At 66.1% G+C, this 19,544-nt stretch carries 22 protein-coding genes and 1 pseudogene; 5 read left to right on the forward strand and 18 right to left on the reverse strand.

The window, feature by feature from the left end:
• The first annotated feature begins 581 nt into the window (after positions 1-581).
• The 4 genes and pseudogenes from ACFVVM_RS16615 (at position 582) to ACFVVM_RS16630 (ending at position 3,501) form a co-directional block, all read left to right on the forward strand.
• Complete coding sequence (locus tag ACFVVM_RS16615; RefSeq protein WP_387618418.1) at positions 582-1,484, forward strand: DUF6192 family protein; 903 nt, start codon at positions 582-584, stop codon at positions 1,482-1,484.
• A gap of 1 nt (position 1,485) precedes the next feature.
• Complete coding sequence (locus tag ACFVVM_RS16620; RefSeq protein WP_387618420.1) at positions 1,486-1,938, forward strand: hypothetical protein; 453 nt, start codon at positions 1,486-1,488, stop codon at positions 1,936-1,938.
• 584 nt (positions 1,939-2,522) lie between these two features.
• Positions 2,523-2,923 (forward strand): annotated as a pseudogene (locus ACFVVM_RS16625) (ribonucleotide-diphosphate reductase subunit beta); the annotation flags it as partial.
• Positions 2,924-3,297: 374 nt separating this feature from the next.
• The gene (locus ACFVVM_RS16630) at positions 3,298-3,501 is read left to right on the forward strand and encodes a hypothetical protein (RefSeq protein ID WP_387618423.1); all 204 of its coding nucleotides are present in this window, start codon (positions 3,298-3,300) and stop codon (positions 3,499-3,501) included.
• A gap of 161 nt (positions 3,502-3,662) precedes the next feature.
• Here ACFVVM_RS16630 and ACFVVM_RS16635 read toward each other — a convergent pair whose 3' ends face one another.
• From ACFVVM_RS16635 to ACFVVM_RS16705, 15 genes are all read right to left on the reverse strand, one after another.
• Positions 3,663-4,307 (reverse strand): NUDIX hydrolase N-terminal domain-containing protein, encoded by a 645-nt coding sequence (locus ACFVVM_RS16635; protein ID WP_387618425.1) that lies wholly within the window; start codon positions 4,305-4,307, stop codon positions 3,663-3,665.
• A 48-nt stretch (positions 4,308-4,355) separates the two neighbouring features.
• Positions 4,356-4,793, reverse strand: coding sequence for a GNAT family N-acetyltransferase (locus tag ACFVVM_RS16640; RefSeq protein ID WP_387618428.1), 438 nt, complete (start codon positions 4,791-4,793; stop codon positions 4,356-4,358).
• 82 nt (positions 4,794-4,875) lie between these two features.
• Complete coding sequence (locus ACFVVM_RS16645) at positions 4,876-5,622, reverse strand: ribulose-phosphate 3-epimerase (RefSeq protein WP_387618430.1); 747 nt, start codon at positions 5,620-5,622, stop codon at positions 4,876-4,878.
• Positions 5,619-6,737 (reverse strand): DegT/DnrJ/EryC1/StrS family aminotransferase, encoded by a 1,119-nt coding sequence (locus tag ACFVVM_RS16650; protein ID WP_387618433.1) that lies wholly within the window; start codon positions 6,735-6,737, stop codon positions 5,619-5,621. Before ACFVVM_RS16650 ends, ACFVVM_RS16645 begins: the two co-directional genes overlap by 4 nt.
• Complete coding sequence (locus ACFVVM_RS16655; RefSeq protein WP_387618435.1) at positions 6,737-7,813, reverse strand: hypothetical protein; 1,077 nt, start codon at positions 7,811-7,813, stop codon at positions 6,737-6,739. The genes ACFVVM_RS16650 and ACFVVM_RS16655 overlap by 1 nt, the downstream gene beginning before the upstream one ends.
• The gene (locus tag ACFVVM_RS16660) at positions 7,810-8,913 is read right to left on the reverse strand and encodes a hypothetical protein (RefSeq protein ID WP_387618437.1); all 1,104 of its coding nucleotides are present in this window, start codon (positions 8,911-8,913) and stop codon (positions 7,810-7,812) included. The genes ACFVVM_RS16655 and ACFVVM_RS16660 overlap by 4 nt, the downstream gene beginning before the upstream one ends.
• The gene (locus ACFVVM_RS16665) at positions 8,910-10,037 is read right to left on the reverse strand and encodes a sedoheptulose 7-phosphate cyclase (RefSeq protein ID WP_387618439.1); all 1,128 of its coding nucleotides are present in this window, start codon (positions 10,035-10,037) and stop codon (positions 8,910-8,912) included. The genes ACFVVM_RS16660 and ACFVVM_RS16665 overlap by 4 nt, the downstream gene beginning before the upstream one ends.
• 1 nt (position 10,038) lies before the next feature.
• On the reverse strand, positions 10,039-11,109 hold the full coding sequence (locus tag ACFVVM_RS16670; protein ID WP_387618442.1) for an ROK family protein: 1,071 nt from the start codon (positions 11,107-11,109) through the stop codon (positions 10,039-10,041).
• Complete coding sequence (locus ACFVVM_RS16675; RefSeq protein ID WP_387618444.1) at positions 11,106-11,804, reverse strand: 6-phosphogluconolactonase; 699 nt, start codon at positions 11,802-11,804, stop codon at positions 11,106-11,108. The genes ACFVVM_RS16670 and ACFVVM_RS16675 overlap by 4 nt, the downstream gene beginning before the upstream one ends.
• Positions 11,805-11,882: 78 nt before the next feature.
• A complete protein-coding gene (locus ACFVVM_RS16680; RefSeq protein WP_387618447.1) occupies positions 11,883-12,665 on the reverse strand; it encodes an SAM-dependent methyltransferase in 783 nt (260 codons plus the stop codon).
• 102 nt (positions 12,666-12,767) lie between these two features.
• Positions 12,768-13,376, reverse strand: a complete 609-nt coding sequence (locus tag ACFVVM_RS16685; RefSeq protein WP_387618450.1) for a DUF5753 domain-containing protein — start codon at positions 13,374-13,376, stop codon at positions 12,768-12,770.
• Between the two features lie 200 nt (positions 13,377-13,576).
• Positions 13,577-14,107 (reverse strand): hypothetical protein, encoded by a 531-nt coding sequence (locus tag ACFVVM_RS16690; protein WP_387618452.1) that lies wholly within the window; start codon positions 14,105-14,107, stop codon positions 13,577-13,579.
• Positions 14,108-14,271: 164 nt separating this feature from the next.
• Positions 14,272-14,421 (reverse strand): hypothetical protein, encoded by a 150-nt coding sequence (locus ACFVVM_RS16695; protein ID WP_387618455.1) that lies wholly within the window; start codon positions 14,419-14,421, stop codon positions 14,272-14,274.
• A gap of 65 nt (positions 14,422-14,486) precedes the next feature.
• A complete protein-coding gene (locus tag ACFVVM_RS16700) occupies positions 14,487-14,885 on the reverse strand; it encodes a DNA-directed RNA polymerase subunit beta (protein WP_387618457.1) in 399 nt (132 codons plus the stop codon).
• Positions 14,886-14,965: 80 nt separating this feature from the next.
• The gene (locus tag ACFVVM_RS16705) at positions 14,966-15,202 is read right to left on the reverse strand and encodes a hypothetical protein (RefSeq protein ID WP_387618460.1); all 237 of its coding nucleotides are present in this window, start codon (positions 15,200-15,202) and stop codon (positions 14,966-14,968) included.
• Between the two features lie 242 nt (positions 15,203-15,444).
• Here ACFVVM_RS16705 and ACFVVM_RS16710 point away from each other — a divergent pair, with 242 nt between their 5' ends.
• Positions 15,445-16,809: a hypothetical protein gene (locus ACFVVM_RS16710; protein ID WP_387618463.1), complete on the forward strand. Its 1,365-nt coding sequence runs from the start codon at positions 15,445-15,447 to the stop codon at positions 16,807-16,809.
• On the opposite strand, the gene ACFVVM_RS16715 is transcribed toward ACFVVM_RS16710, so the two are convergent.
• From ACFVVM_RS16715 to ACFVVM_RS16725, 3 genes are all read right to left on the reverse strand, one after another.
• Positions 16,727-17,476, reverse strand: coding sequence for an HAD family hydrolase (locus ACFVVM_RS16715; RefSeq protein WP_387618466.1), 750 nt, complete (start codon positions 17,474-17,476; stop codon positions 16,727-16,729). The genes ACFVVM_RS16710 and ACFVVM_RS16715 overlap by 83 nt on opposite strands.
• A 79-nt stretch (positions 17,477-17,555) precedes the next feature.
• Positions 17,556-18,326 (reverse strand): hypothetical protein, encoded by a 771-nt coding sequence (locus tag ACFVVM_RS16720; protein WP_387618469.1) that lies wholly within the window; start codon positions 18,324-18,326, stop codon positions 17,556-17,558.
• 175 nt (positions 18,327-18,501) lie between these two features.
• The gene (locus ACFVVM_RS16725) at positions 18,502-19,239 is read right to left on the reverse strand and encodes a helix-turn-helix domain-containing protein (protein ID WP_387618472.1); all 738 of its coding nucleotides are present in this window, start codon (positions 19,237-19,239) and stop codon (positions 18,502-18,504) included.
• Between the last annotated feature and the right edge of the window lie 305 nt (positions 19,240-19,544).

Raw genomic sequence — 19,544 nt, forward strand, 5'->3', positions numbered from 1 at the left:
GTCGCCGTCCCGTCCATGCCCGCACAAACAGCGCCGCAGTCCGGCTCGGACTGCGGCCTGAGTCGTAGGCTCGGAGTATGTGCGCGCGCTCGACCAGTTCGATCGGCTACTGCCCCGGTTGCGGCATTCGGCTACGGCCGGAGCAGCGCTCCGATGCGCTGTTCTGCTCGACCAGGTGCCGCTCGCGGTACTGGCGATGGCGCAAGCAGGGCCAGCAGAAGGTAAACGCATTGCACGATCGTGCTGCCGTCCGGCGCTGCCCCCAGTGCGGTGATACCTGGATCGCTGGTGTCGACCATCGCACCGACGCTCGCTATTGCTCTCACCGGTGCCGCACCCGTGCGTGGCGCCGTAGCCGTTCTGGCTATCCGACACTGTGACACCTCATGGCGACGCCTCCGGAGTTGCCTGAAAATAGGTCCTGATCAGCAGGAATGCTGTTCCTTGCGGTCTTGTCAACTCGGATGACGTGAGAGCAGAATCGAGCTGTGCGCCCGCGATCCGTTCAGTAGCCGACACGAACGACGTCCTCGGCGGCAGACCATCTGGGAGCGGTCAGGTCGGGCGTGGAGGAGATCACCATGACCACCAAGATCGGTGCGGTCACGAAGCGGCGCTACGACCGCCTCGTGAAGGAAGGACGCAACCTCGTAGCGCAGCAGACCTACAGCCAATTCAAACTCGGTGAGAACGCCCTGGAGATCGAGCCGATCCATGCCAGGCACGGTGGGCGGGTCGCCCCTGGCGACGAAGTGCTGACCGTGGAGTGGGGGCTTCGCATGTACGCCGAGGACGTGGGCATTCCCGAATCGACGCTGACGAACTACCGCTGGGTGGCATCACGCTGGCCAGAAGATTTCCGGGTCCCTGGCGTCTCGTATTACATCCACAAGATCTTCGCGGCGTTCGGCGCGCCCGACGATCCGCAGGAAAGACACGATCGGCTCCTCGATCCCCCGGAGAACAAGCGAACCGGAGAACGGATTTGGACAGTCGATGCCGCCCATCGCGCGCTCGGCCAACGGCCCGGACACGCGGAGACCGAACAGGAGCGCGTCGAGCGGATTCATGACCTGGCCAAGGACGACGCGGTTGCTACCCGGGTGATCACCGACTTCCTGCGTCGTCCGACGGTGGCCTACGAAGCAATGGCAGATCGCACAGCGCGGCATGCGGTGAACTCGGCTCAGGTCGACAGGTCGAGGGAGGCGCTGGACCGGGTCCGACGGAGTGCACCAGCGGTTCGGCGAATCGAGCACTCAGCCGAGTACGTCGATCTTGTCGGAGCGTGCCAACAATTCGTCGCCTCGGCCTCCCGGCTCGTACCGGCCATGCGGGGCAACGATTTCACCGACGAGGAACGCGAGCGGGTACATGCCAACACTGCGCGGGTGCGCGCCACCGCTGACTGGATCGAGAGCGCTGTCGATACCGGAAACGTCGGGATGGACGACGCGCTCGCGCGGTTGCTCGGAGGCGAGTGAGATGGCACGCAGAATTCCTTCCCACGTCAAGGGCGAGAGGGTCCGGATGGCCTTGCTCGACGCTCAGCCGGACGGACTGTCGGCCAAGCGACTCTCCGACGTGACAGGGTTGTCCCCGAGCCAGGTACGTGCCGGGCTCGCCGAGATTCGTGAAGAAGCCGCCCTGGCGAACAGTGAGCCGCTCATCTGGTCGCGGGCACGCGGCTATCAGATATCCGTCGACCCGGATCTCATCAGGGTTTACACGGGATCTGTCACTGGCACGAGTCACAAGCGGGTGGTCCGACTGATGAAGGGGACAGTCCTGCCGTTCGCGCAAGTCGTGCCAGGTGGTCCCTGGGTAGACCTGGCGATGGCCCAGCTCAACGCGGCAGCAGCCTCATTGCAGATGGCCAGCGATGTCACCGCCGATGACTTTCGGCAGCGCTCTCGGACGGCCGGGGTGGCGCGGTGACCTCGACTTGGGTTGCCTGTTGGCAGGTGCGTGGACGGCGCGTATCCGACAGGTTTCGGGTTTGTCCTCACGCGGAGTTGTCATAGGGATGCAGGTGGTGAAAAATCGAATGTATGTTCGAGACTGTGTGCGAATCGGTGCGTCCGTACCTGCGTGCCGGGCTTTGGACCCGGCCCTCGCCTAGGTTTTGTCCTGCTGGCCATCGGCTCGGAGCGGGCCGGTCACTCGTCGCTGCGGTGCCCTGTCGGCGGATCGGTGGTCACCACCGCGCACACACTTGCCTGGCCTGCGGCACCACGATGTACGTGCCGCCCGCGCACAACGACTGCGAGCACTGACCAGGACCAAGCGTTGTCGGTGGTCTGTCAGTTCGTCATTGGCCTAGCTGGGCGGTGACCCTGATGCCACCACGCTGACGCTGAGCAAGGGGTCGCGGCGTTCCGGCGAGAACGCGCTCCTGCGACTTCACCGAGAGACCCGGTGCCCGCGCCCTGCAGGAGGCAGCGGTGTACACCACATCGCAGCAACCACCGACCCGGACGAACCGAATGTTCCTCTCCGTTCATGGAGTCGGTGCACGCCAAGAGCTGATCCGCCTGATCATTCGCGCCGACGCCGTCTGCGGCTACTACATCGGCTACAAGTATCAGAAGGGCCTCGAGCTGGTCTCGCCCGGCAGGGCGCGATGAGCTGAAGAACTACACCTTCGAGCTCTACGGCAACGAGGTGGACTACACCCAGGACCTCTACGACGAGGTCGACCTCACCGAGGACGTCAAGAAGTTCCTGCGCTACAACGCCAACAAGGCGCTGATGAACCTCGGCGACCAGGGCCTATTCCCCAAGGACGGGTGCGAGGTCAACTCCGCGATCCTGTCGGGGCTCTCGCCCAACACGGACGAGGACCACGACTTCTTCTCCGGCTCGGGCTCGAGCTACGTGATCGGCAAGGCCGTCAACACCCGAGGACGAGGACGGGGAGTCCTCAGAACGACGGAAATGTGACCGGCCCGTTAGCCACCCGGAGAGCAGGAACGGGGAAAGCGCGAAAGAATCAAGAGGCACCGAAAGCTCAACCTGAGGAGGTGCTCGGTCGTCCCCCGACACGCAGCCGATGATCTCATGCACGCAGGTCATCTCATAATCGAGTCTGTCGAAATAACGCAAAAGGTCAGCTACCGGAAGTTCGCAAGATCCCGAAATGTGCATAGTCGCGGCGAAGCGTCGCCTACGCGTGTAATGCGTTACTCCTGCTAGCGCTTTCGGGGTAACACAAGCGACCCCGTGCCTGCGTCAACAGGCCGGGGTCGTAGACCAACTGAATCCCGCATCCACGCAAGGAGTAGGAGGTCGCTACCGATGGTAGTCACCAACTCGCCGATCCCGCAGCAAGGCCCGGCTGACGGCGATCCGCCCCCGCATCGCATCGACTGGTTCAATATCAGTGCCGTGGCGTGTGCGTCCACTACCGCTGTCGCCATTGCCATCGGCGCCGACAACATCGTCGCCGGGTTATCGGCGGGCGCGTTCGTACTCAATCTGGCGAAGACGCTCCGCCGGTAGGCGACCGAGCCGCCCGTGCGCATGTATGCGGGCGGCACTCCCTGCCAACTAGTACCCGACCGGCAGTGACCGGCCGCGGGGTCGACTCTCAACCCCGCCGTCAGTAGCGAGACACAAGACTCCGCGATCAGCGCCCGTGGACCTTCGGATGGCGACGAGGGTCAGTCGAACGTGGTTGGCAGGTCAGGTTTGTTCCAGTGATCGTGGAGAAGCCGGATCTGGGTGTCGAGAACGCGAGTTGTCGACAGGTCGGGCAGATCATCGACGTTGAACCAGCCGACTTCGATGGTCTCGACGGGGCTCGGTTGGCCGTGGGAGATGGTCTCGCACAGGAAGAACAGTTTGTAGACGTGGTATGGGAAGGCGGGCTGGTGGCCTTGTACGTCGCGGTCGTGTAGCGCGACGAGTTTGCTGGCGCGCACAGTGATTCCGGATTCTTCTTCGACCTCGCGTTCGACGGCGTTCGACGGCGGTTCCAAGACGTCGCACCAGCCGCCGGGCAAAGTCCACCGCTCGTCGCTGCGGTCCCGGATGAGCAGGATGCGGCCCTCGTTGTCGAAGACGCCGCCTCGGACGTCGACCTTGGGCGTCATGTAGCCCTGTTCGAGGAACACGTTCTTCTGCAGGTCCTCGACGGAGCCGTCGCTGATGAGGGCGAGGAGGTCGGCGGCTATCTGTTTGGCCTGTTCGTAGCGTTGCCGGTCGAAGACGTCGGTGGCGAAGACGAGGCCGTTGTGCGCGAGGGCGGCCAGCGCGATGGCGTGTTGGCGGATCTGGCTCTCGGTGCTGGATTGGGTGTTGTCCATCCGGGGTCCTTCGGTCGGGTCGGCGTGGTGGCGGTTGTTCGCCGCAGGTCAGGGGGTGATGCGGTAGGTCGTGGATTGGCGGGGGGTGAATCCGAGGCTCTGGTAGAGCTGGTTGGCTGCGGTTTTCGTCGGGGTCGAGGTGAGATCGACGGTGCGTGCGCCGTGGTCCTTGGCGATGGAAACGGCGGCGGTGGTCAGGGCGCGTCCGACGCCGTGTCCGCGTGCGTTTTGGTCGACCACGACGTCTTCGATGCGTGCGCGCAGTCCGGTGGGGATGGTGTAGAGCACCAGTGTCAGCGTGCCGACGATCGCGCCGTCGACACGTGCGGTGAGTAGCCGTGCCGACGGGGAAGTGAGGACCGCCTCCAGGTGGTCGCGGGTCAACGGTGGCGCGGTGGATGACAGTTGCGGGACGAGCGCGGACAGCGCGGTCAACGTCTCATCGTGGACTTCGGTCACGATGTCGATGACAACTGCCTCGGGCATCTGCTGTACCACGGACTCCTCCAGTATCGTTTCATGGGTTGAACGTATGGTCGTCACGAAAGATTCAGTGCCGGAACGATTTTCAACCACTCTGTCGAGCAGGGATGGTTGGCGGCGGCGATACCGGCACCAGCGTATCCCGCGCAGTGTCGCGATCCGATCGGTGTTTGCCCACGGTTGCCTGGGCCAGGCGGCGAACTGCTGTCGGCAGGTCGGTGTCGGGAGAGCTGAAGATCGCGCTGCCCGCAACGAGTATGTCGGCTCCGGCGGCGACGGTCGGTGGTGCGGTGGTGAGGGTGATGCCGCCGTCGGCGACGAGTTCGACGGTGTCGAGTCCGCGCGCGTCCAGAATGGTGCGCAATGTGCGGATCTTGTCCGCGACGGTGGGCTCGAAGGTGCTGGTGCCGGGTCGGCTGGTCATGAGGACGACGAAGTCCAGGCGTGCGAGGTAGGGGTCGAGGAGTTCGAGGCCGAGGTCGGGGTTGAGCACCAGTCCTTTGCGGATGCCGGCCTCGTGGAGTGTGTCGAGGGCTGTGCCGACATCGGCGGCGGCGTCGATGTGGAAGCTGATCCGGTCGGCTCCGAGGGTGATGAGGTCCTCGAGGTAGCGCTCCGGTTCTAGTGTCTGCACGTGGACATCCAGGGGCAGGGTCGTTTGCTGGCGGATGGCGGCGACGGTGCGGAGGCCGAAGCTGATCGCGGGGGTGTAGTGGCCGTCCATGATGTCGAGGTGCAGGTATTTGGCGGTGCTGGTGGTGACGTTGTCGATGGCGTCGCGCAATGCCAGAGGATCGGCACCGATCAGCGCCGGTGCGATGGACACGGTCATGGGAGGGCCTCCTGGGCGTGGGTGGTGGCGGTGGTCAGTCGGTCCGAGACGAAGTCGACTTCCGCGGGTGACAGGTCCGGGCGGATCGGCAGGCACAAGGTGTCGGCGGCCTGGTGTTCGGCGTGGGGGTACGTGCCATTGAACTGGTAGGCCGCGAAGGCGGGCTGGCGGTGAATCGGGACGGGGTAGCGGACGACGGCGTCGATGCCGTCCGAACGCAGTTGTGCGAGAACGCGATCGCGGTCGGGCACGGCGACCTGGAACAGGTGGTAGACGTGGTCGCCGGGTTGCCGTGGTGGTGGTGCGACGGTGATCGCCGGGTGGGTCAGGGTGCGGGTGTAGTGGGCGGCGAGCGTGCGGCGTTGGGTGTTCCAGCTGTCGAGGAGGTCGAGTTTGGCGTCGAGGACGATGGCTTGGATCGCGTCGAGTTTGGAGTTCACTCCGAGGGTCACGTGGTTGTCCTGGCCGTCTTGCCCGAGGCCGCGCAGGGTCTTGGTCGTGTGGGCGATGTCGGCGTTGTCGGTGACGACGGCTCCGCCATCGCCCGCCGCGGCGAGGTTCTTGCTCGGATGGAAGCTGAAGGCGGCGGCAGCGCCGAAGGTGCCGGCCCGCTTGCCGTTCCAGGTGGCTCCGACGGCTTGGGCGCAGTCCTCGACGATCGGGATCTGATGTCGGGCGGCGATCTCGGTGACCCGGTCCATGTCCAGGCTGCGGCCGAACAGGTGCACCGCGAGGATGGCGGTGGTGCGCGGCCCGCACGCCGCGTCGAGAGCGTCGAGGTCGGTCAGGTAGGTGTCGGGGTCGCAGTCGACGAGCACCGGTCTCGCGCCGACCTTCGTGATCGCCAGCGCGGTGGCGTGGAAGGTGTTGGCGACGGTGACGACCTCATCGCCCGGCCCGATGCCGAGCGCGGTCAGGGCCAGGGTCAGCGCGTCGGTGCCGGAGTTGACGCCGATGGCGTGGGTGGTGCCGAGGTAGTCGGCGAAGCGCTGCTCGAAACGGGCCACGGTTTCGCCGAGGGTGTAGTCGCCGGTGGCCAGCGCCTGCTGGATCTTCTCGGTGGTGGTGGGCAGGTCGGCGAACTGGGCGCGGTGGTTGTAGCGGGGGATCTTCATCACGACTCCCGGGGATGGGGTGGGCGGATCTGCACGATCGTTTTGCCGAGGCCGCGGTGGGTGGCGTGGGCGGTGAGGTGGTCGGCGGCGGCGTCGAGGCCGAGAACCTCGGTGGTGAGTCGTTGGACGCACAGCGACGGTGACCATCCGGCATCAGGGGCTTGCTGCAGCAGGTTCAGGGCGGTGTGGAAGTCGGTGCGGAGGGCCCCGTGGGTGCCTGCGAGGTGGCCCCGTCTACTCGGTCTGGAGAGTTGCTGTACGTCTTCGGTGCGGCGGAGGTGGTCGATGTCGATGGTGTCGAGGCGGTCACCGGGCTGGGTGCCCGCGAAGATCAGCAGCAGGCCGTCCTCGGCGAGCATGTCCAAGCAGGTCGCCAATATCTGCGGGCTGGCGGCGGCGGTGGCCACGACGACGCGCTGGAACGGCGCTCGATGCTGTTCGGAGTCCAGCACGCTGGCGGGCAGAGCGCGGCGGTCACGGAGGAGCTCGATCCGCGCGCTGGTCGGGTTGAACACGACACACCGGTGCCCGGTGGCGGTGAGGACCGTGCTGATCAAGGTCCCGGCCATCCCCGCACCAAACACCGCGACCGTGGACTCCGGTGCCAGCGCGAGGTCCGCGGTGACGGTGTGCAGCCGGGTGGCGCAGTGCACCGCGCACGCCAGCGGTTCGGCGAACACCGCCACCCGGTCGGCCAGCCCCGCCGGGACCGGTACCAGCGCGGCACGCAGCTGGTGGGAGTCACCGGTCAGTTCGACCAACTCACCGAATCCCGATGTCCGGTGCGCCAGCTGTGGGTGCGGATCGAACACCACCGTCCGGCCCCGAAGGTCGGCCAGGCCCGGGGTGCAGTCGAGAACATCGCCGACGATCTCGTGGCCGAAGTCGCGGCGTCCGAACCGAATACCGGTGATCTCGCGCAGATCGGAGCGGCAGACCCCGACCACACGAGGTGCCAGAACAACACGGCCGGTGGCGAGCACCGAAGACTCCTCGGCCACGGTGGCGGTGGTGAGGAAGGCGGTGTGGTCGCGGTGCTCGATCCGCCGATAGGTGCTAGCGAGTGGAGCGGTCATCGCAGCGCCTCGAGGTGATCGGCCACGGTGATCGCCAGGTCCGGTTCGCGCGCGGGCCGCGACATGGTCAGGTCGACGACGACTTTGACGTGCTCGCCGACAGGTCGTTCGCCTCGGGCCATGGCCGGGATGCGCGAGGCGGCTTCCTCGAGTGAGATCACGTGGCTGATGAGCGTGCCGAATCGGTGTGGAGCCGCGAGCAGATGCTGCTGGGCCCGGTCGAGATGGGCGGGTGAGGTTCCGCGATGCCCGGTCACCCATATGCGCTTGCCAGCGCTGGGAAACACCTGCACTGAGTCGTAGCCCGAGGAACGCCCGCACACGTTCGCGCGCCGGACCGCCGACAAGTCGATGCCGGGCAGGGCTGGGTGCCGTAGTCCGGCGGGGATGCCGCCGAACAGGTCGAGCACGCCGGTGTCGGTGAGGCTGGCGGTGGCGGCGTTGATGGCCGTGACGGTCGCCTCGCGGGGCAGGCACACGAGCGCGCCGTGCACGCTGGCCGGTTGAATCCGTTGGGTGAGGGTGCTGTCGGGCAGCACGCCGAGTTGGTCGAGGTAGTCCAGTCGCCCGCGGCGAGGGTGAACTAGCTGCATTCGGTAGCCGAGGTCTTCGCCCAGCATCGCCACCAGCAGGGCCGCCGAACCGCCGCCGAACACCGCGACCGTCCCGGTGAGGGGCAGGTGCACGCGCATCAGGTCCCAGGCGTAGAGGGCGGTCGCGGTCGGTTCGACCAACGGGCCGAGATCGAGCGGAAGGTCCGGGTGAGCGGGAACCATCCCGCAGGGCAATCGCGCGGGCACATGGTCGCGCAGGAGGCCGTCGTAGCTGTGGCCCAAGATCACGTCCTGGGCTCTCGGGTCGACAGGATTGAAGATCTCGCAGCCCTGTTCATCCGGGGTGAGGGCGATACCTTCGTGGCCCAGGATCGAGGCAAGGTCGGCTCGGGCGCCGCGCTGGATCTGCAGGTCGGTGCCGCAGACACCGACTCGCAGAACACGCCGGACCGGGCCTGGGTGGGAGGCATCGGGCCGGGGTGCGGACTGCAGGCGCAGTTCGTTGCCGTCGCGGATGAGGGTTCGGTGTCCGGTGGTGGTGTTCATGCGGTGCACCGTTGGGCGTGGAGGGGGCGCACCGCCTCGGCGGCGGCGCTGACCTCGGTCGGGGTGATGTCTTGGGCGAAGATCGCGGTGCCGATCTTGGTGAGCAGCGGGATGTTCTGGTTGCCGTCGCGGTGGCGGATCGAGTCGGCCAACCCCGCGTGCAGCATCTCCTCGGTGATGCAGGGATGGCTCAAGGGCAGCCCGACGCGCGCCATCAGGGTCAGGATTCGGTCCAGGCATTCGTCGTCGATCAGGCGACGTTGTTGGGCGAGCACGCACGACAAGGCGATGTCGATGGCGACCGCTTCCCCGTGGTACAGCTTCGGTTTCGCGGCCAGCTCGAACGAGGGGCTGAAGGTGTGGCCGAAGTCGGGCAGACGGGCGAGGTCGTCCTCCCACAGGTTCGGTTCCAGTTCCTCGATGATCGCGGTGATCGCGGCGTCGATGACCGGCCCGTTGACCGAGCTCTGCGCGGCGAAGCCGGGGGCGGTGGTCCATTCCCGCTCGATCCGGTCGAACAGCCCGCTGTCTTTGACCAGGGCGATCTTGAGGATCTCGGCCATCCCGTTGGAGATCTGACGCTCCGGCAGCGTCGCGAGGAAGCTCGGGTCGACGAGGGTTTCGCTCGAGGCGTAGTAGGTGCCGAGCCGGTTCTTGCGGCCGTTGAAGTTGATCCCGGTCTTGACTCCCACGGCGGCGTCGACCATGCCCAACAGGGTGGTGGGCACTCGGATGTAGGGCACGCCCCGGCGATAGATGCTCGCGGCGAAGCCGACGACGTCGGTCAGGACTCCACCGCCGAGGGCGACGACGGCATCGCGACGCCGGCTGAGTCCGAACTTGTCGAACTCGCGGATGATCCGGCTCACGGTCTCGGAGTTCTTGGTGCGTTCGGTGGTGTCGATCGGCACCACGGTGCAGCGCGAGCTGTAGGTGTCGAAATAGGCCAGGATCTGCTCGCCGAAGAAGCTCATGACCGTCGAATCGACGAAGACCAGGGTTCGGCGGTTGCCGATACCGACCGCGTCTGCCAGGTCGCTGTTGTCGGGGTCCAGGCAGTCTCGTGTTCGTCGGATGCGGTAGCAGATCGTTTGTGTCGCAGCGACACCCCAGATGCGGTCCATGTCAGTGTTTCCTTCCCCCGGGCCGAGCGGTGGCCGACAGCGATTGCGTGCAAGCGAACAACCCGGCACCGCGCAGCGGGTCGAGCCCATCGGAGTCCAAGCGGGAGATCCGGTCGCGGAACACGGTGGGCTGGTGTGTGGAGACGAGATAGAGGCCCTCGGCCTCGAGACAGCGGTACACGCTGGACATGTAGTGATCGGCGAGGGTGTCGACCACCCCGCCGGACAGGAACACGTGATCGATGCGGGCATCGATGGCCAGCAGGTACAGCAACGCTCGTGCCAGCGGCGCGGTCACCGAGTCCAGAAATGCTTCCGCGTGCGGATTGTTCGTCTCGAGCGAGGCACGCAGTCGAGCCAGCGGCGGATCGGTGCCCGCATCCACGCCCACGACGCCCGCCAGCTGTGCGAGCTGCCGGTCGATCGCCTTGCCCGACGCGATCGCCGAAACGTGCCCGGCGGCTCCGCAATCGCACACCGCAAGATCGCCCGACGGCGGTACGGCGGCGATGGCCGGGAGGTGTCCGATCTCGCCTTGCATCCCGTGCACGCGGTCGAGTACCACCTGACCGGACTCTACGTCGATCGTGCGGGCGGCGATCCCGCTGCTGACCGTCACCGCCGCAACAGTTTTCGCACCCATCGCGCGGACCTCGGGCCTGTTGGCGATAGCCAGCGCGAGACCGGTCACATCGTTGACCACCCACCACCGAACCGGTGAGTCGTTCTCGCACAGTGTGGCTCGTAGGTCGAAGGGGTCGGCGTTGTCGCCCCACAGTGGTGCGCTGGCCAGGATCTGGCCGGTGTGGCCGTTGGTGGCGGCTCCGACCGAGATCCCCACATCCGTTACGTCGGGGTGGAGTTCGAGTAGTCGCCGGGTGTGGGTGAGGAGGAACTGCACCATCAGCTCGCGCAGCGTCGCGACGTTGCTGCCGGTACCGGCCTTCGTCACCGCCGGATGCCGTTCGTGATCGACCAGCGCACCGGACGAGGACACCACTGCCGAACGCCACCACGTCCCGCCGAGATCGAACACGATCAGCGCAGGGCCAGTACCCGCTCCGTAGCTCATGCTCGCGCCCGGCCTGGGTAGGTGGCGGTGTCGGCCAAGACGTACCCGTCCTCGCCGACGACGAGGGCCGCCGAGGTCAGAGCCACATCTGGTGCGGGGGTGAGGATCTGTGCCAAGGCCGCGCTTTTCCCGGCCCCGGTGGCCAGCAGGATTCGCGTGGGAACGGCACGGAGATAGTTCAGGCCGAGGCTGACTCGCGGCTCGCCGCGGTAGGTCGTGGCCACCACTCGCTGGTCGGGGCCCTCGCCGAGGGTGGGGTCGAAGATCGAGGCGGTGTGGCCGTCGGTTCCCAAGCCGAGCACCGCGATGTCGGGAACCCCCTCGGCCCGAAGTCTGGCGAGCTGTTCGTCATAGGCGGCAGCGGTTCGCTGGGCGTCGCCGTGCACACGAATCGGATACCAGCAGGCGCGACGGCCCGGGTCTGTCAAACCGAGCGCTGTCTCGATCGCTCCAGCGCAGCGATCGGTGGCTTGCGTTGCGACCCGTTCGTCGGTTTGCACGAAAACCACCGTGGACCAATCGATATCGGCACGACTGAGCTCGCGATAAATCGGCGCCGGAGTCGATCCACCGGCCACCGCGACCAGGCACCCACCCGTCTCCTCGATCGATGAATTGATTCCGGCGGCGATGAGTTCTGCTGCTGCCGAGGCCAGATCGGCAGTCGTTTCGTAGACCATGCACGTCAACGGCATGGGCACCTCCTGCATCGAGATGTGAGGGGAAGGTCGGCGAGGAGCACCGTCGTGCTCGATGTGGTGCTTGCGGTGGTGCTAGTCGGGTAGCTGTCCGACAGCGGCCAGGGCGGGCAGGTCCCAGACGTAGGGATGCTGGGCACGGAGCGCGTCGTGTTCGGTGTCGAGGGGCCGCCATCGGTGCGCGGCGATCAGACCGGGATCGGCGAGCCGGTACGGGTCCAGCATCGTGGTGATCGTGTCGCGGTCACGCGGGTGAAAGGCGATATCTGCCCGGTTCAGTGCTTCGGTGGCACGGCCGATGTCGCTCCAGCCGACCTCGCCGGTGATGTGGCTGAACACGATCCAGGTACCGGGTGGCAGCTTGCGGGTCAGTGCGTCGAACACCGCCGCGCCGTCGGGGAGTAGTTCGACGGTCCCGGACAGGCAGATCGCCAGCGGCGCAGTGGAGTCCATGACCGCCCCGATCCGGTCGAGGACAGCGTCGATGTCGGTGATGTCGACTTCGGCGACGTAGCCGTTCTGCTCGGTCAGCAATGCGCGAGCGTGGGTGGTGACGACGATGTCGTGGTCGAGATAGAGGGTCCGGGCTTTCGGGTTCGCGTGGACGGCGATCTCCCCGATGTCCGGCGGCATCGGGAGTCCACATCCGAGTTCGACCACTTGGTGGACCTGGTGGGTGGTGCTGAGGTATTCGACCGCGCGCCGGGCGAACCGACGTGCCTCGGCCAGGGCGACCGCGAGCTGGCTGCCCAGGAAAGGCTCGGCGATCACGCGGTCGAGTTCGTAGTGGTCCTTGCCGCCCATCAGCGTGTTGAACACCCGTGCGGGGTTGGGGTGGTTGGTGTCCAGTGCTGTCATTGTCCTCACCTCGCCAGGGCGCGAGACCCCGAACGCCTCCCTGTCACCGCGGCGAGAGCTACGGCGGAGAGTTGTCAGGGGCTTCGCGGCCGGTCGGATGGATCAGTCGGCGGCCTCGGTGTGGTTGGCCAGGACTCGTGTCAGGATCACCTGGGCGTCGTCGCCGTAGAGCGCGGTGGTGGCGAGCAGATCGAAGGTCCGCTCGACCAGCTCGACCTTTTCGGGCGAGCTGTGTTCGATCGGGCCGACGATGTCTTCGCTGTCGACGCGGGTGGTATCGGAGATGACGAAATTGATCGCCGGGGCCACGAATTCGGCCGTGAGGGGGATGATCCCGATCTTGACGTGGTCGCGGGCGGTGAGGATGGTGCTCAGGTGCCGGATCTGGGTCGCCATCACCTCCGAGCTGCCGACCGTGAGGTGCAGCGCGCGTTCGTCAATGAGCATGTGGAACTCGTGGCCGGGGAAGTCGAGGACTGTCTGACGTTCCAGGCGCGCGATCGCGGTCGCCTCGCTGTCGTCGACCAATCCCAGTGCAGCCGAGCATTTGGTGAGGATCGCGCGGGCGTAGTCGTGCGTCTGGAGCAGGCCAGGCAGGATCGTGGGTGAATACCAGCGATGGAACTTGGTCTTGGCTTCGAGGTCGATGAGGCTGCGCTGCAACGTTTCCAGGCCGCCGTCGGTGACGTCGTGCCAGGTCTTGGTAGTCATGATGTCTAACCTTTCGTTGGTGTTTCAATGGTTGGGTAGGAGTGGAGAGGTTCCACCGGATGTGGTCAGAGGAGTCAGGGCTGGCGCTCCCGGAGGCCGGGGACCGGTGGCCTCCGGGAGCGGTTCCCCACCCTCGGACTCAGCCGGCCCGGGGAGAGTCGCGGCCGGTCCGAGGTATTCAGGTGGTCTGGAACGGCCGGTCAGGCCAAGGCGATTTCGCTGATCAAGCTCCGCCCGTCGACGGTGCGGGTGGTCACCGTCTGCCGCGCCACCCAGGGTTCGATGTCGGGCCGGAACTCGGTCACCGTCACCGCCCACCGTTCGGCGTCACCGAGGGTGTTGAGCGGGGAGATGCTCACGCAGGGCCGGGTCTCGGCGGGTACGGCATCGATCCCGGTCTGCAGCCGGTTGTCCACGCCGAGAACCGAATCGGAAGTCAGGAACTCCTGAGCTCGGGTGGCGGAGCGGTCCACGTAGTAGGCGTGATTGAACCCGAGGATCGCGGCGGGGGCGCTGGAGGTGTCGCCAGGCCTGGACCCGGTGACCAGGTCCGCGCCGGTGATCTCCTCGCAGGTGAAGCCGTCCGACTCCGATTCGGCGGTGGCCTCGGGCGAGGCGAGCATCGCGATCACGGCGAGTGTCGCCAGTGCGCCGAGTACGCCTGCCGCGATCTGTCGGTGGCGGCGGGCGCGCGGTGTGGAGGTGGTGGGGGTGTGGAACTTGGCGTACATGTTTCGGGTCCTTCGGTGTGGTTCGCGGAGGTTTGGGTGGCCCCGGAGTCGTTGGGAAATTCGACTCCGGAGCCGCCTTCGCACACGTGGCCTCGACCGGGCGAGGTGCTGTCAGGTCTCGCCGGGTCTCGTGCGGAAGGCCATGCGGGTGGTCAGGGGTCGGGTTAGGGCTGGAGGTAGAGGCGTTCGTTGGGCAGGCGGGGCAGCCCTGTGCAGTGGCCGGGGTGCACGGTGACGGTTCCGGGGCGGTGGGTGGCCACGTCGCAGACGAACACCAGTGCTGCGGTCAGGCAGGCGGCGAATTCGGTTCGCACGCGACCCCATTCGACGCAGAGTCGAATGTCGGGTTCGTCGGGGCGCGGTGACTGCCCGCCGCTGGTCATCGCCTGGCCTGCCCGGATAGGTACGTTCGTGCGCACTCGATCACGACTGCGCCGGATGGTCGGAAGCTTCCGGTGGCGGGGGAGACCCAGGTGCGGATCAGGTCCGGGTCCGTGGAGGGTGAAGGCAGCGCGATGTCGCCTTCGTGGATCACCACCACCCGCGCCCCCCAGAGTCGCCCGACGTCTTCGGGGTTGCCGATCGGCCGGATGTCGGATCGGACGAGGAAGGTCCACATCCCGGCGCGAGGGTGGCCGATGATCGACAGCGGGGTGATACCGCGCGTTTCCAGGATGGTCTTGACCCGTTCGGCCAGGGGGGTAGGCATCATCACCGCTGTGACGAGCCCGGCCTTCATGGTGATCCGTCCGGTGTCGTGGTCGACGACGGCGGGCATCGAGCAGATGCTCCGGTAGAACTCGGTCCGTGACTGAGGGGTCTCGGCGAAGGCCGTGGCGGGCGGCGTGGGCGCGGTCATCACGCCGCTCCGGGCAATCGGGTCACGGTGGGGTCGATGACCTCGGTGGTCGGCACAGTAGGTACTCGATCGAGCCACCCGGCCGCTGTCATCGCCTCGAGGGTCGCCACGAGATCGTCGAGGGATGAGCGCCACGTGTGGGTGGTCTCGATCTCGGTGAGCAACTCGGCGGCCGGATCGGTACTGGCACCCGGCGACGGCGCGGTCCTCGCCGCGGTCGTGTCGGACTGTGTCATGCGCGAGCCTCCTGGTGGCGCTTCGAACTACGGGAACGATCCGGCGGTTTCGCCACCGATTCCCCGGTACGGGTTCTGGTGTAAATCGTGGCCTGCCAGCAGCATCGGAAGGAATCGCACAGTGTTGGGGTACCGTAGGCGTACCGTAGGCATTTCCCCGTTCAGGCACCGGAAAAGTTGGGGGCGCGATGATACGTGGGCGGGAATGGACTGGCTTCGAAGCGGCTGCGCTTCAGGAGGCGATGCGGAAGTCGGTCCGAGAGTTCGCTGCCTTGCTGGGCGTTCAGGCAACAACGGTCAGCAATTGGCGTTCAGGTCTGAGCGGAGTGACACCCCGCTCGCTCACCCAGGAGATCCTGGATACGACCTATGCGCAGCGCGCAACCCAGGACGACCGCGCACGATTCGAGCAAATCTTGGCCGAAGGCGAAACTGCGTGGAAGAAACGATATTCAGTGTCGACGCTTCCAGTTTCAGTCGTGACCGCCAATGGAACTGGCGCACATACGAACACCCGGCGTGCTGGCTCTACTACTGGCAACCGGTCGTCGGTCAACGTTGCTCCGGTGTCCGTCGCACCATTCGATTCTGACGTTGCTTCCTCGCTGATGCGGTCGCGAGCGGCTGCGGAGAGATCGCTCCAGAGTTTCGTCGCCGTGACCAATCTCTTGGCGGGTCAGCGTCAGAGCATCGCACCTGACGCTCTGATCGGCCCGGTAGAAGCGCATCGAGACGCCGTTGCGTCCCTGTACCGCGCGGCAACCGATGACCGCATCAAACGACAGGCCGGTGCGCTGTTGGGTGAGACATCCGTTGTGGCGAGCCGGGTTTGGAGTGCCATCGGCAACCGGCCGATGGCACTCACCCATTGTGCGTTCGCCCGCAAGCTCGCCGACGAGCTCCACGACAAGACGATGGGCGGGATCGCACGGATTTTCGAGAGCAACCTTCGATCCGATGCTGCGACATTGATCGGCTTGGACGGCGATGTCGTCATCGGGCTCCGGGTGCTGAATGAGGCCGCGAACGTCGCGGACCATCTGCCGCCCGCCGCACGAGCACGAATCGGTGCCGAGCAGGCGCAAGCCTATGCGGTGCTGGACATGCGCGACGAATGCGAGGAAGCGCTGACTCGCGCCCAACGCGCCGCCGAGGACATCGATGAGGATGACCGTGCCGGGCTGTTCAGCGACTGGAACACCACGCGCATTCAGGTCTACGTCGGAACGTGCCTGCTGCTTCTCGGTCAACCGAAACGAGCGATTGCCGCGCTCGAATCACTGATCTCTCCCGAGATGGACAGCCCCAACGTCGCCCTTGCCGCCCGCGTCGACCTGGCCAGCGCCTATTCCTTGGCAGGCGAGCTGGAGCACGGTTGCACGGTGCTCGGTGAAACCTACGGCGAGCTGGCGGCGATGGGCAATCAGCGCGGCATCGAACGCGCGCAACGAGCCATCGAAAGGATGGCTCCTTGGTCGAACGAGCGCCCCGTCCTGGAGTTGAAAGAACGAGTCGACAGCGTCGCTAGCGGTCGACCCCTACTGCCGCCTGGATCTCCTGTGCCGAACGGATCGCTCGCAACACCACCTTCGGGTCCAGGTCGTTGACGATCGCATCCGGCGAATGCTGCGACAACTCCTCGGCAGTCAGTCTGTGGGCTACCGCGACGACACCGAATCCGGCGTGGCGAGCTGTGGCGATGTCGTTCGGTGCGTCGCCGATGATGATGGTTCGTGCCGGGTCAAGTGGGTGCCCGTACTTCGCCTGATAGCGGTCGGCGACGAAGGCGGGCAGGTCGAACCGGTCTCGTGCGTCGGAGCCGAACGCGCCGACGCTCAGGTCCAGGTGCGAGTCCAGGCCCGCGACCGCCAGTTTGAACTCTGCCGATATCCGCAGGTTCCCGGTGAGGGCGGTCTGCACGAACCCGTGCTCGGCCAACGCGGCGATCGTCGCGGCGGCACCGGGGTAGGCCGCTTGGTCGCGGGCGAGTTCGGCCTCGCCGCGGGTCATGATCTCCATCAGGACATCGGCGTAGCGGCCGAATCCTTCTTCGGCTGCCTCGCTGGTGACTCCCGAGGCGATGGCCGTGTCGACCACGATGGACTCGTCGGTGTAGCCGTGTATCCGCGCGGCCGGGAAGACGACGGCGGATTCCTCGATGTTGTAGGTGGAGGCGACGGCTCGCCGTAGCCAGCGGAGGTCCGCAGGGATCAGTGTGCCGTCAACATCCCAGACAACGAGTCCGGCCTGGAGTCCCGCCTGTGTCTCAGCCATGTGCACGGATTCTTGCAGACGGTGACCTGTTCCGCACTGCCCCAGTTCAAGGTCGGATTTGGGTGGGCCTGTGATGTTGTCAGGAGGCGATGGCGGTTGTGTTGTAGAGGCCGTGGACGATGATGACGTCGGGGCAGTCGTCGTACTCGTCGACCTCGATGCCGAGCGAGGTCGGTATCGCGGAGCCGGTGGTGCGGATGCGGAACGGTGCGGTGCGTGGGCCGTAGGTCAGCTGCATGGGGGTCGAGTCCCATACGCGCCGGAACTCGGGGTAGGTCCGCAGTGTGCGGAAGAGGGCGCGGGCTCGGGGCAGGTCGCGGTATCGGCCGAGTGCGGTGCGCAGCATTCGGACGAAGTAGCGCATGTCGTCGTCCCAGGTGTCGTAGCTGTCGCGGGCGGTGGGCGTGCACATCCATTGGACGATGTTGTTTCCGGCGTCGGCGATGCCGGGCATCAAGCGGTGGAAGACGCGGTTGCCGTGCAGAACGGTTTGGAGGGGGTCGAAAAGGGCGGCCATCACCTCGTGGTTGTCGAGGCTGTCGAGGTGGCTTTGGATGCCGAGGTCGCTCAGTCGGCTGCGTAGTTCCGTGATGGGCGCGAGGTCCGCGGACGGTTGCAGTAGTTCGTGTAGGTGCCGTTGCTGGGCCGCGTCGAGGTCGAAGGCGCCGATCAATCCGGGAAGGGCTTTGGTGCCGGGGTGGAGCCGCTTGCGGATGATCCGGTGCAGGTAGGAGGCGCTGATGTCGGCCTCGCGGGCGAGGGCCTCGCGGGAGAGGTCATGGTGGAGGCGCAGGTATTCGAGCGAGTCGTGGAAGTCCGGCATTCCGGTGAGCGTGTGGTCGGTGGGCATGTCACCGTGTAGTTCTGTGCGGCGGTAGGGATGTGAGGTGTCCCGCCAGCGAGCGAGGATGCTCGAGGTAGCAACGGCTGCTCGGGGTGAAGTTGCGCTTCATTTCGGCTCTCCAGTTCGGTGTTGAGTTGTCCTCGCCCGTATCGGTGAGAAGAGGGCGCGGTTGCCTGGTCGGTCAGTGTGGGGGTTTGTCGCATTCGTCGCGGTAGGCGAAGCAGAAGCGCAGCTCCGGCGAATTCTGCGCGCCGAGGTGGATGCGCACGGTGTAGTGCTCGCCGGTGGCTGGCTGGCGCAGGTGGACGGGTTCTTGGGTTTTGAGGCCGTGGGCGACCGACAGGTTGGTCTCCCACAGGCGAGTGAAGGCGGTCGATCGGCGCAGCTGCTGGTAGAGGGTGAGTGCGCGCGGTGTGTCGCGGTGTCGACCGAACGAGCCGCGCACGGAAGCCGCGATGAGAACGGCAGCCCGGTCCCACTGCACGACAATCGGTTCGGCGGTGGGCAGTGGTGAGCCGGGGTGGAAGAACCAGGTGGCGATGTTGTCGCCGAACCGCTCGACGCCGGGCAGATCGGCACGGAAGCGTTCGTTGGCGAGGACGACGTTGCACAACGGGTCGACGTAGGCGCCGATGAGGCCCCGGTTGTCGAGGTAGTCCAGCTTCGCGCGGTAGTCGGGAGTGTTTGCCCGAGTGTGTAGTTCGGCGATTGAGGGCAGCGGGACAGGAGGCTGGGTGAGGGCCCGGGTGTGGCGTTCCTGGGCTCTGTCGAGTTCGTAGGCGAGGATCATCTTGTCCAACACCGCTGGTGAGCACGGTGTTTCGCCGCGCTCGATCTTCTTGAGCAGATCGGGGCTGACGTGGAGGAGCTCGGCAGCGCGGGGACGGGTGAGCTTGCGTCGGTCGCGGACCAGGCGCACCCAGCATCCGAGATCCGGCAGTTCCGAATCGGTACGACCCTGGCGTCTGGCTGGGTACGTCCTCCGGTTCACGTCAAGCCCCTCCTATTGTCGTCTTCTGACACCTCTTCGCCCTGAGTTAGGTTGAAGGGTTAACTCCCCCGAGTTGGTTTCGTTTCTACCAGATTGGGAACGACCCTGCCCAGCGCGTTCGCTGTGAGCTGGCCGACAATTAGCCAGGGGTGGCCGTGGGTGTGTATACACCCAGGCGCATTGTGCATACACCCGGGCACATTGTGCATACACCGCGAGGCGGTGTATGGACG

Origin of the sequence: Nocardia sp. NPDC058176 (assembly GCF_042883805.1) — a bacterium.
Lineage (GTDB): Bacteria > Actinomycetota > Actinomycetes > Mycobacteriales > Mycobacteriaceae > Nocardia.

Bases quoted from the DNA above. Each gene is read 5' to 3' on its own strand.
- ACFVVM_RS16615 (WP_387618418.1), top strand. From the start codon at position 582: ATGACCACCAAGATCGGTGCGGTCACGAAGCGGCGCTACGACCGCCTC.
- ACFVVM_RS16700 (WP_387618457.1), bottom strand. From the start codon at position 14,885: ATGCCCGCCGTCGTCGACCACGACACCGGACGGATCACCATGAAGGCC.
- ACFVVM_RS16705 (WP_387618460.1), bottom strand. From the start codon at position 15,202: ATGACACAGTCCGACACGACCGCGGCGAGGACCGCGCCGTCGCCGGGT.
- ACFVVM_RS16660 (WP_387618437.1), bottom strand. From the start codon at position 8,913: ATGAACACCACCACCGGACACCGAACCCTCATCCGCGACGGCAACGAA.
- ACFVVM_RS16630 (WP_387618423.1), top strand. From the start codon at position 3,298: ATGGTAGTCACCAACTCGCCGATCCCGCAGCAAGGCCCGGCTGACGGC.
- ACFVVM_RS16720 (WP_387618469.1), bottom strand. From the start codon at position 18,326: ATGCCCACCGACCACACGCTCACCGGAATGCCGGACTTCCACGACTCG.
- ACFVVM_RS16645 (WP_387618430.1), bottom strand. From the start codon at position 5,622: ATGACCGTGTCCATCGCACCGGCGCTGATCGGTGCCGATCCTCTGGCA.
- ACFVVM_RS16680 (WP_387618447.1), bottom strand. From the start codon at position 12,665: ATGACAGCACTGGACACCAACCACCCCAACCCCGCACGGGTGTTCAAC.
- ACFVVM_RS16675 (WP_387618444.1), bottom strand. From the start codon at position 11,804: ATGCCGTTGACGTGCATGGTCTACGAAACGACTGCCGATCTGGCCTCG.
- ACFVVM_RS16665 (WP_387618439.1), bottom strand. From the start codon at position 10,037: ATGGACCGCATCTGGGGTGTCGCTGCGACACAAACGATCTGCTACCGC.
- ACFVVM_RS16655 (WP_387618435.1), bottom strand. From the start codon at position 7,813: ATGACCGCTCCACTCGCTAGCACCTATCGGCGGATCGAGCACCGCGAC.
- ACFVVM_RS16670 (WP_387618442.1), bottom strand. From the start codon at position 11,109: ATGAGCTACGGAGCGGGTACTGGCCCTGCGCTGATCGTGTTCGATCTC.
- ACFVVM_RS16650 (WP_387618433.1), bottom strand. From the start codon at position 6,737: ATGAAGATCCCCCGCTACAACCACCGCGCCCAGTTCGCCGACCTGCCC.
- ACFVVM_RS16640 (WP_387618428.1), bottom strand. From the start codon at position 4,793: ATGCCCGAGGCAGTTGTCATCGACATCGTGACCGAAGTCCACGATGAG.
- ACFVVM_RS16710 (WP_387618463.1), top strand. From the start codon at position 15,445: ATGCGGAAGTCGGTCCGAGAGTTCGCTGCCTTGCTGGGCGTTCAGGCA.
- ACFVVM_RS16685 (WP_387618450.1), bottom strand. From the start codon at position 13,376: ATGACTACCAAGACCTGGCACGACGTCACCGACGGCGGCCTGGAAACG.
- ACFVVM_RS16620 (WP_387618420.1), top strand. From the start codon at position 1,486: ATGGCACGCAGAATTCCTTCCCACGTCAAGGGCGAGAGGGTCCGGATG.
- ACFVVM_RS16715 (WP_387618466.1), bottom strand. From the start codon at position 17,476: ATGGCTGAGACACAGGCGGGACTCCAGGCCGGACTCGTTGTCTGGGAT.
- ACFVVM_RS16635 (WP_387618425.1), bottom strand. From the start codon at position 4,307: ATGGACAACACCCAATCCAGCACCGAGAGCCAGATCCGCCAACACGCC.
- ACFVVM_RS16690 (WP_387618452.1), bottom strand. From the start codon at position 14,107: ATGTACGCCAAGTTCCACACCCCCACCACCTCCACACCGCGCGCCCGC.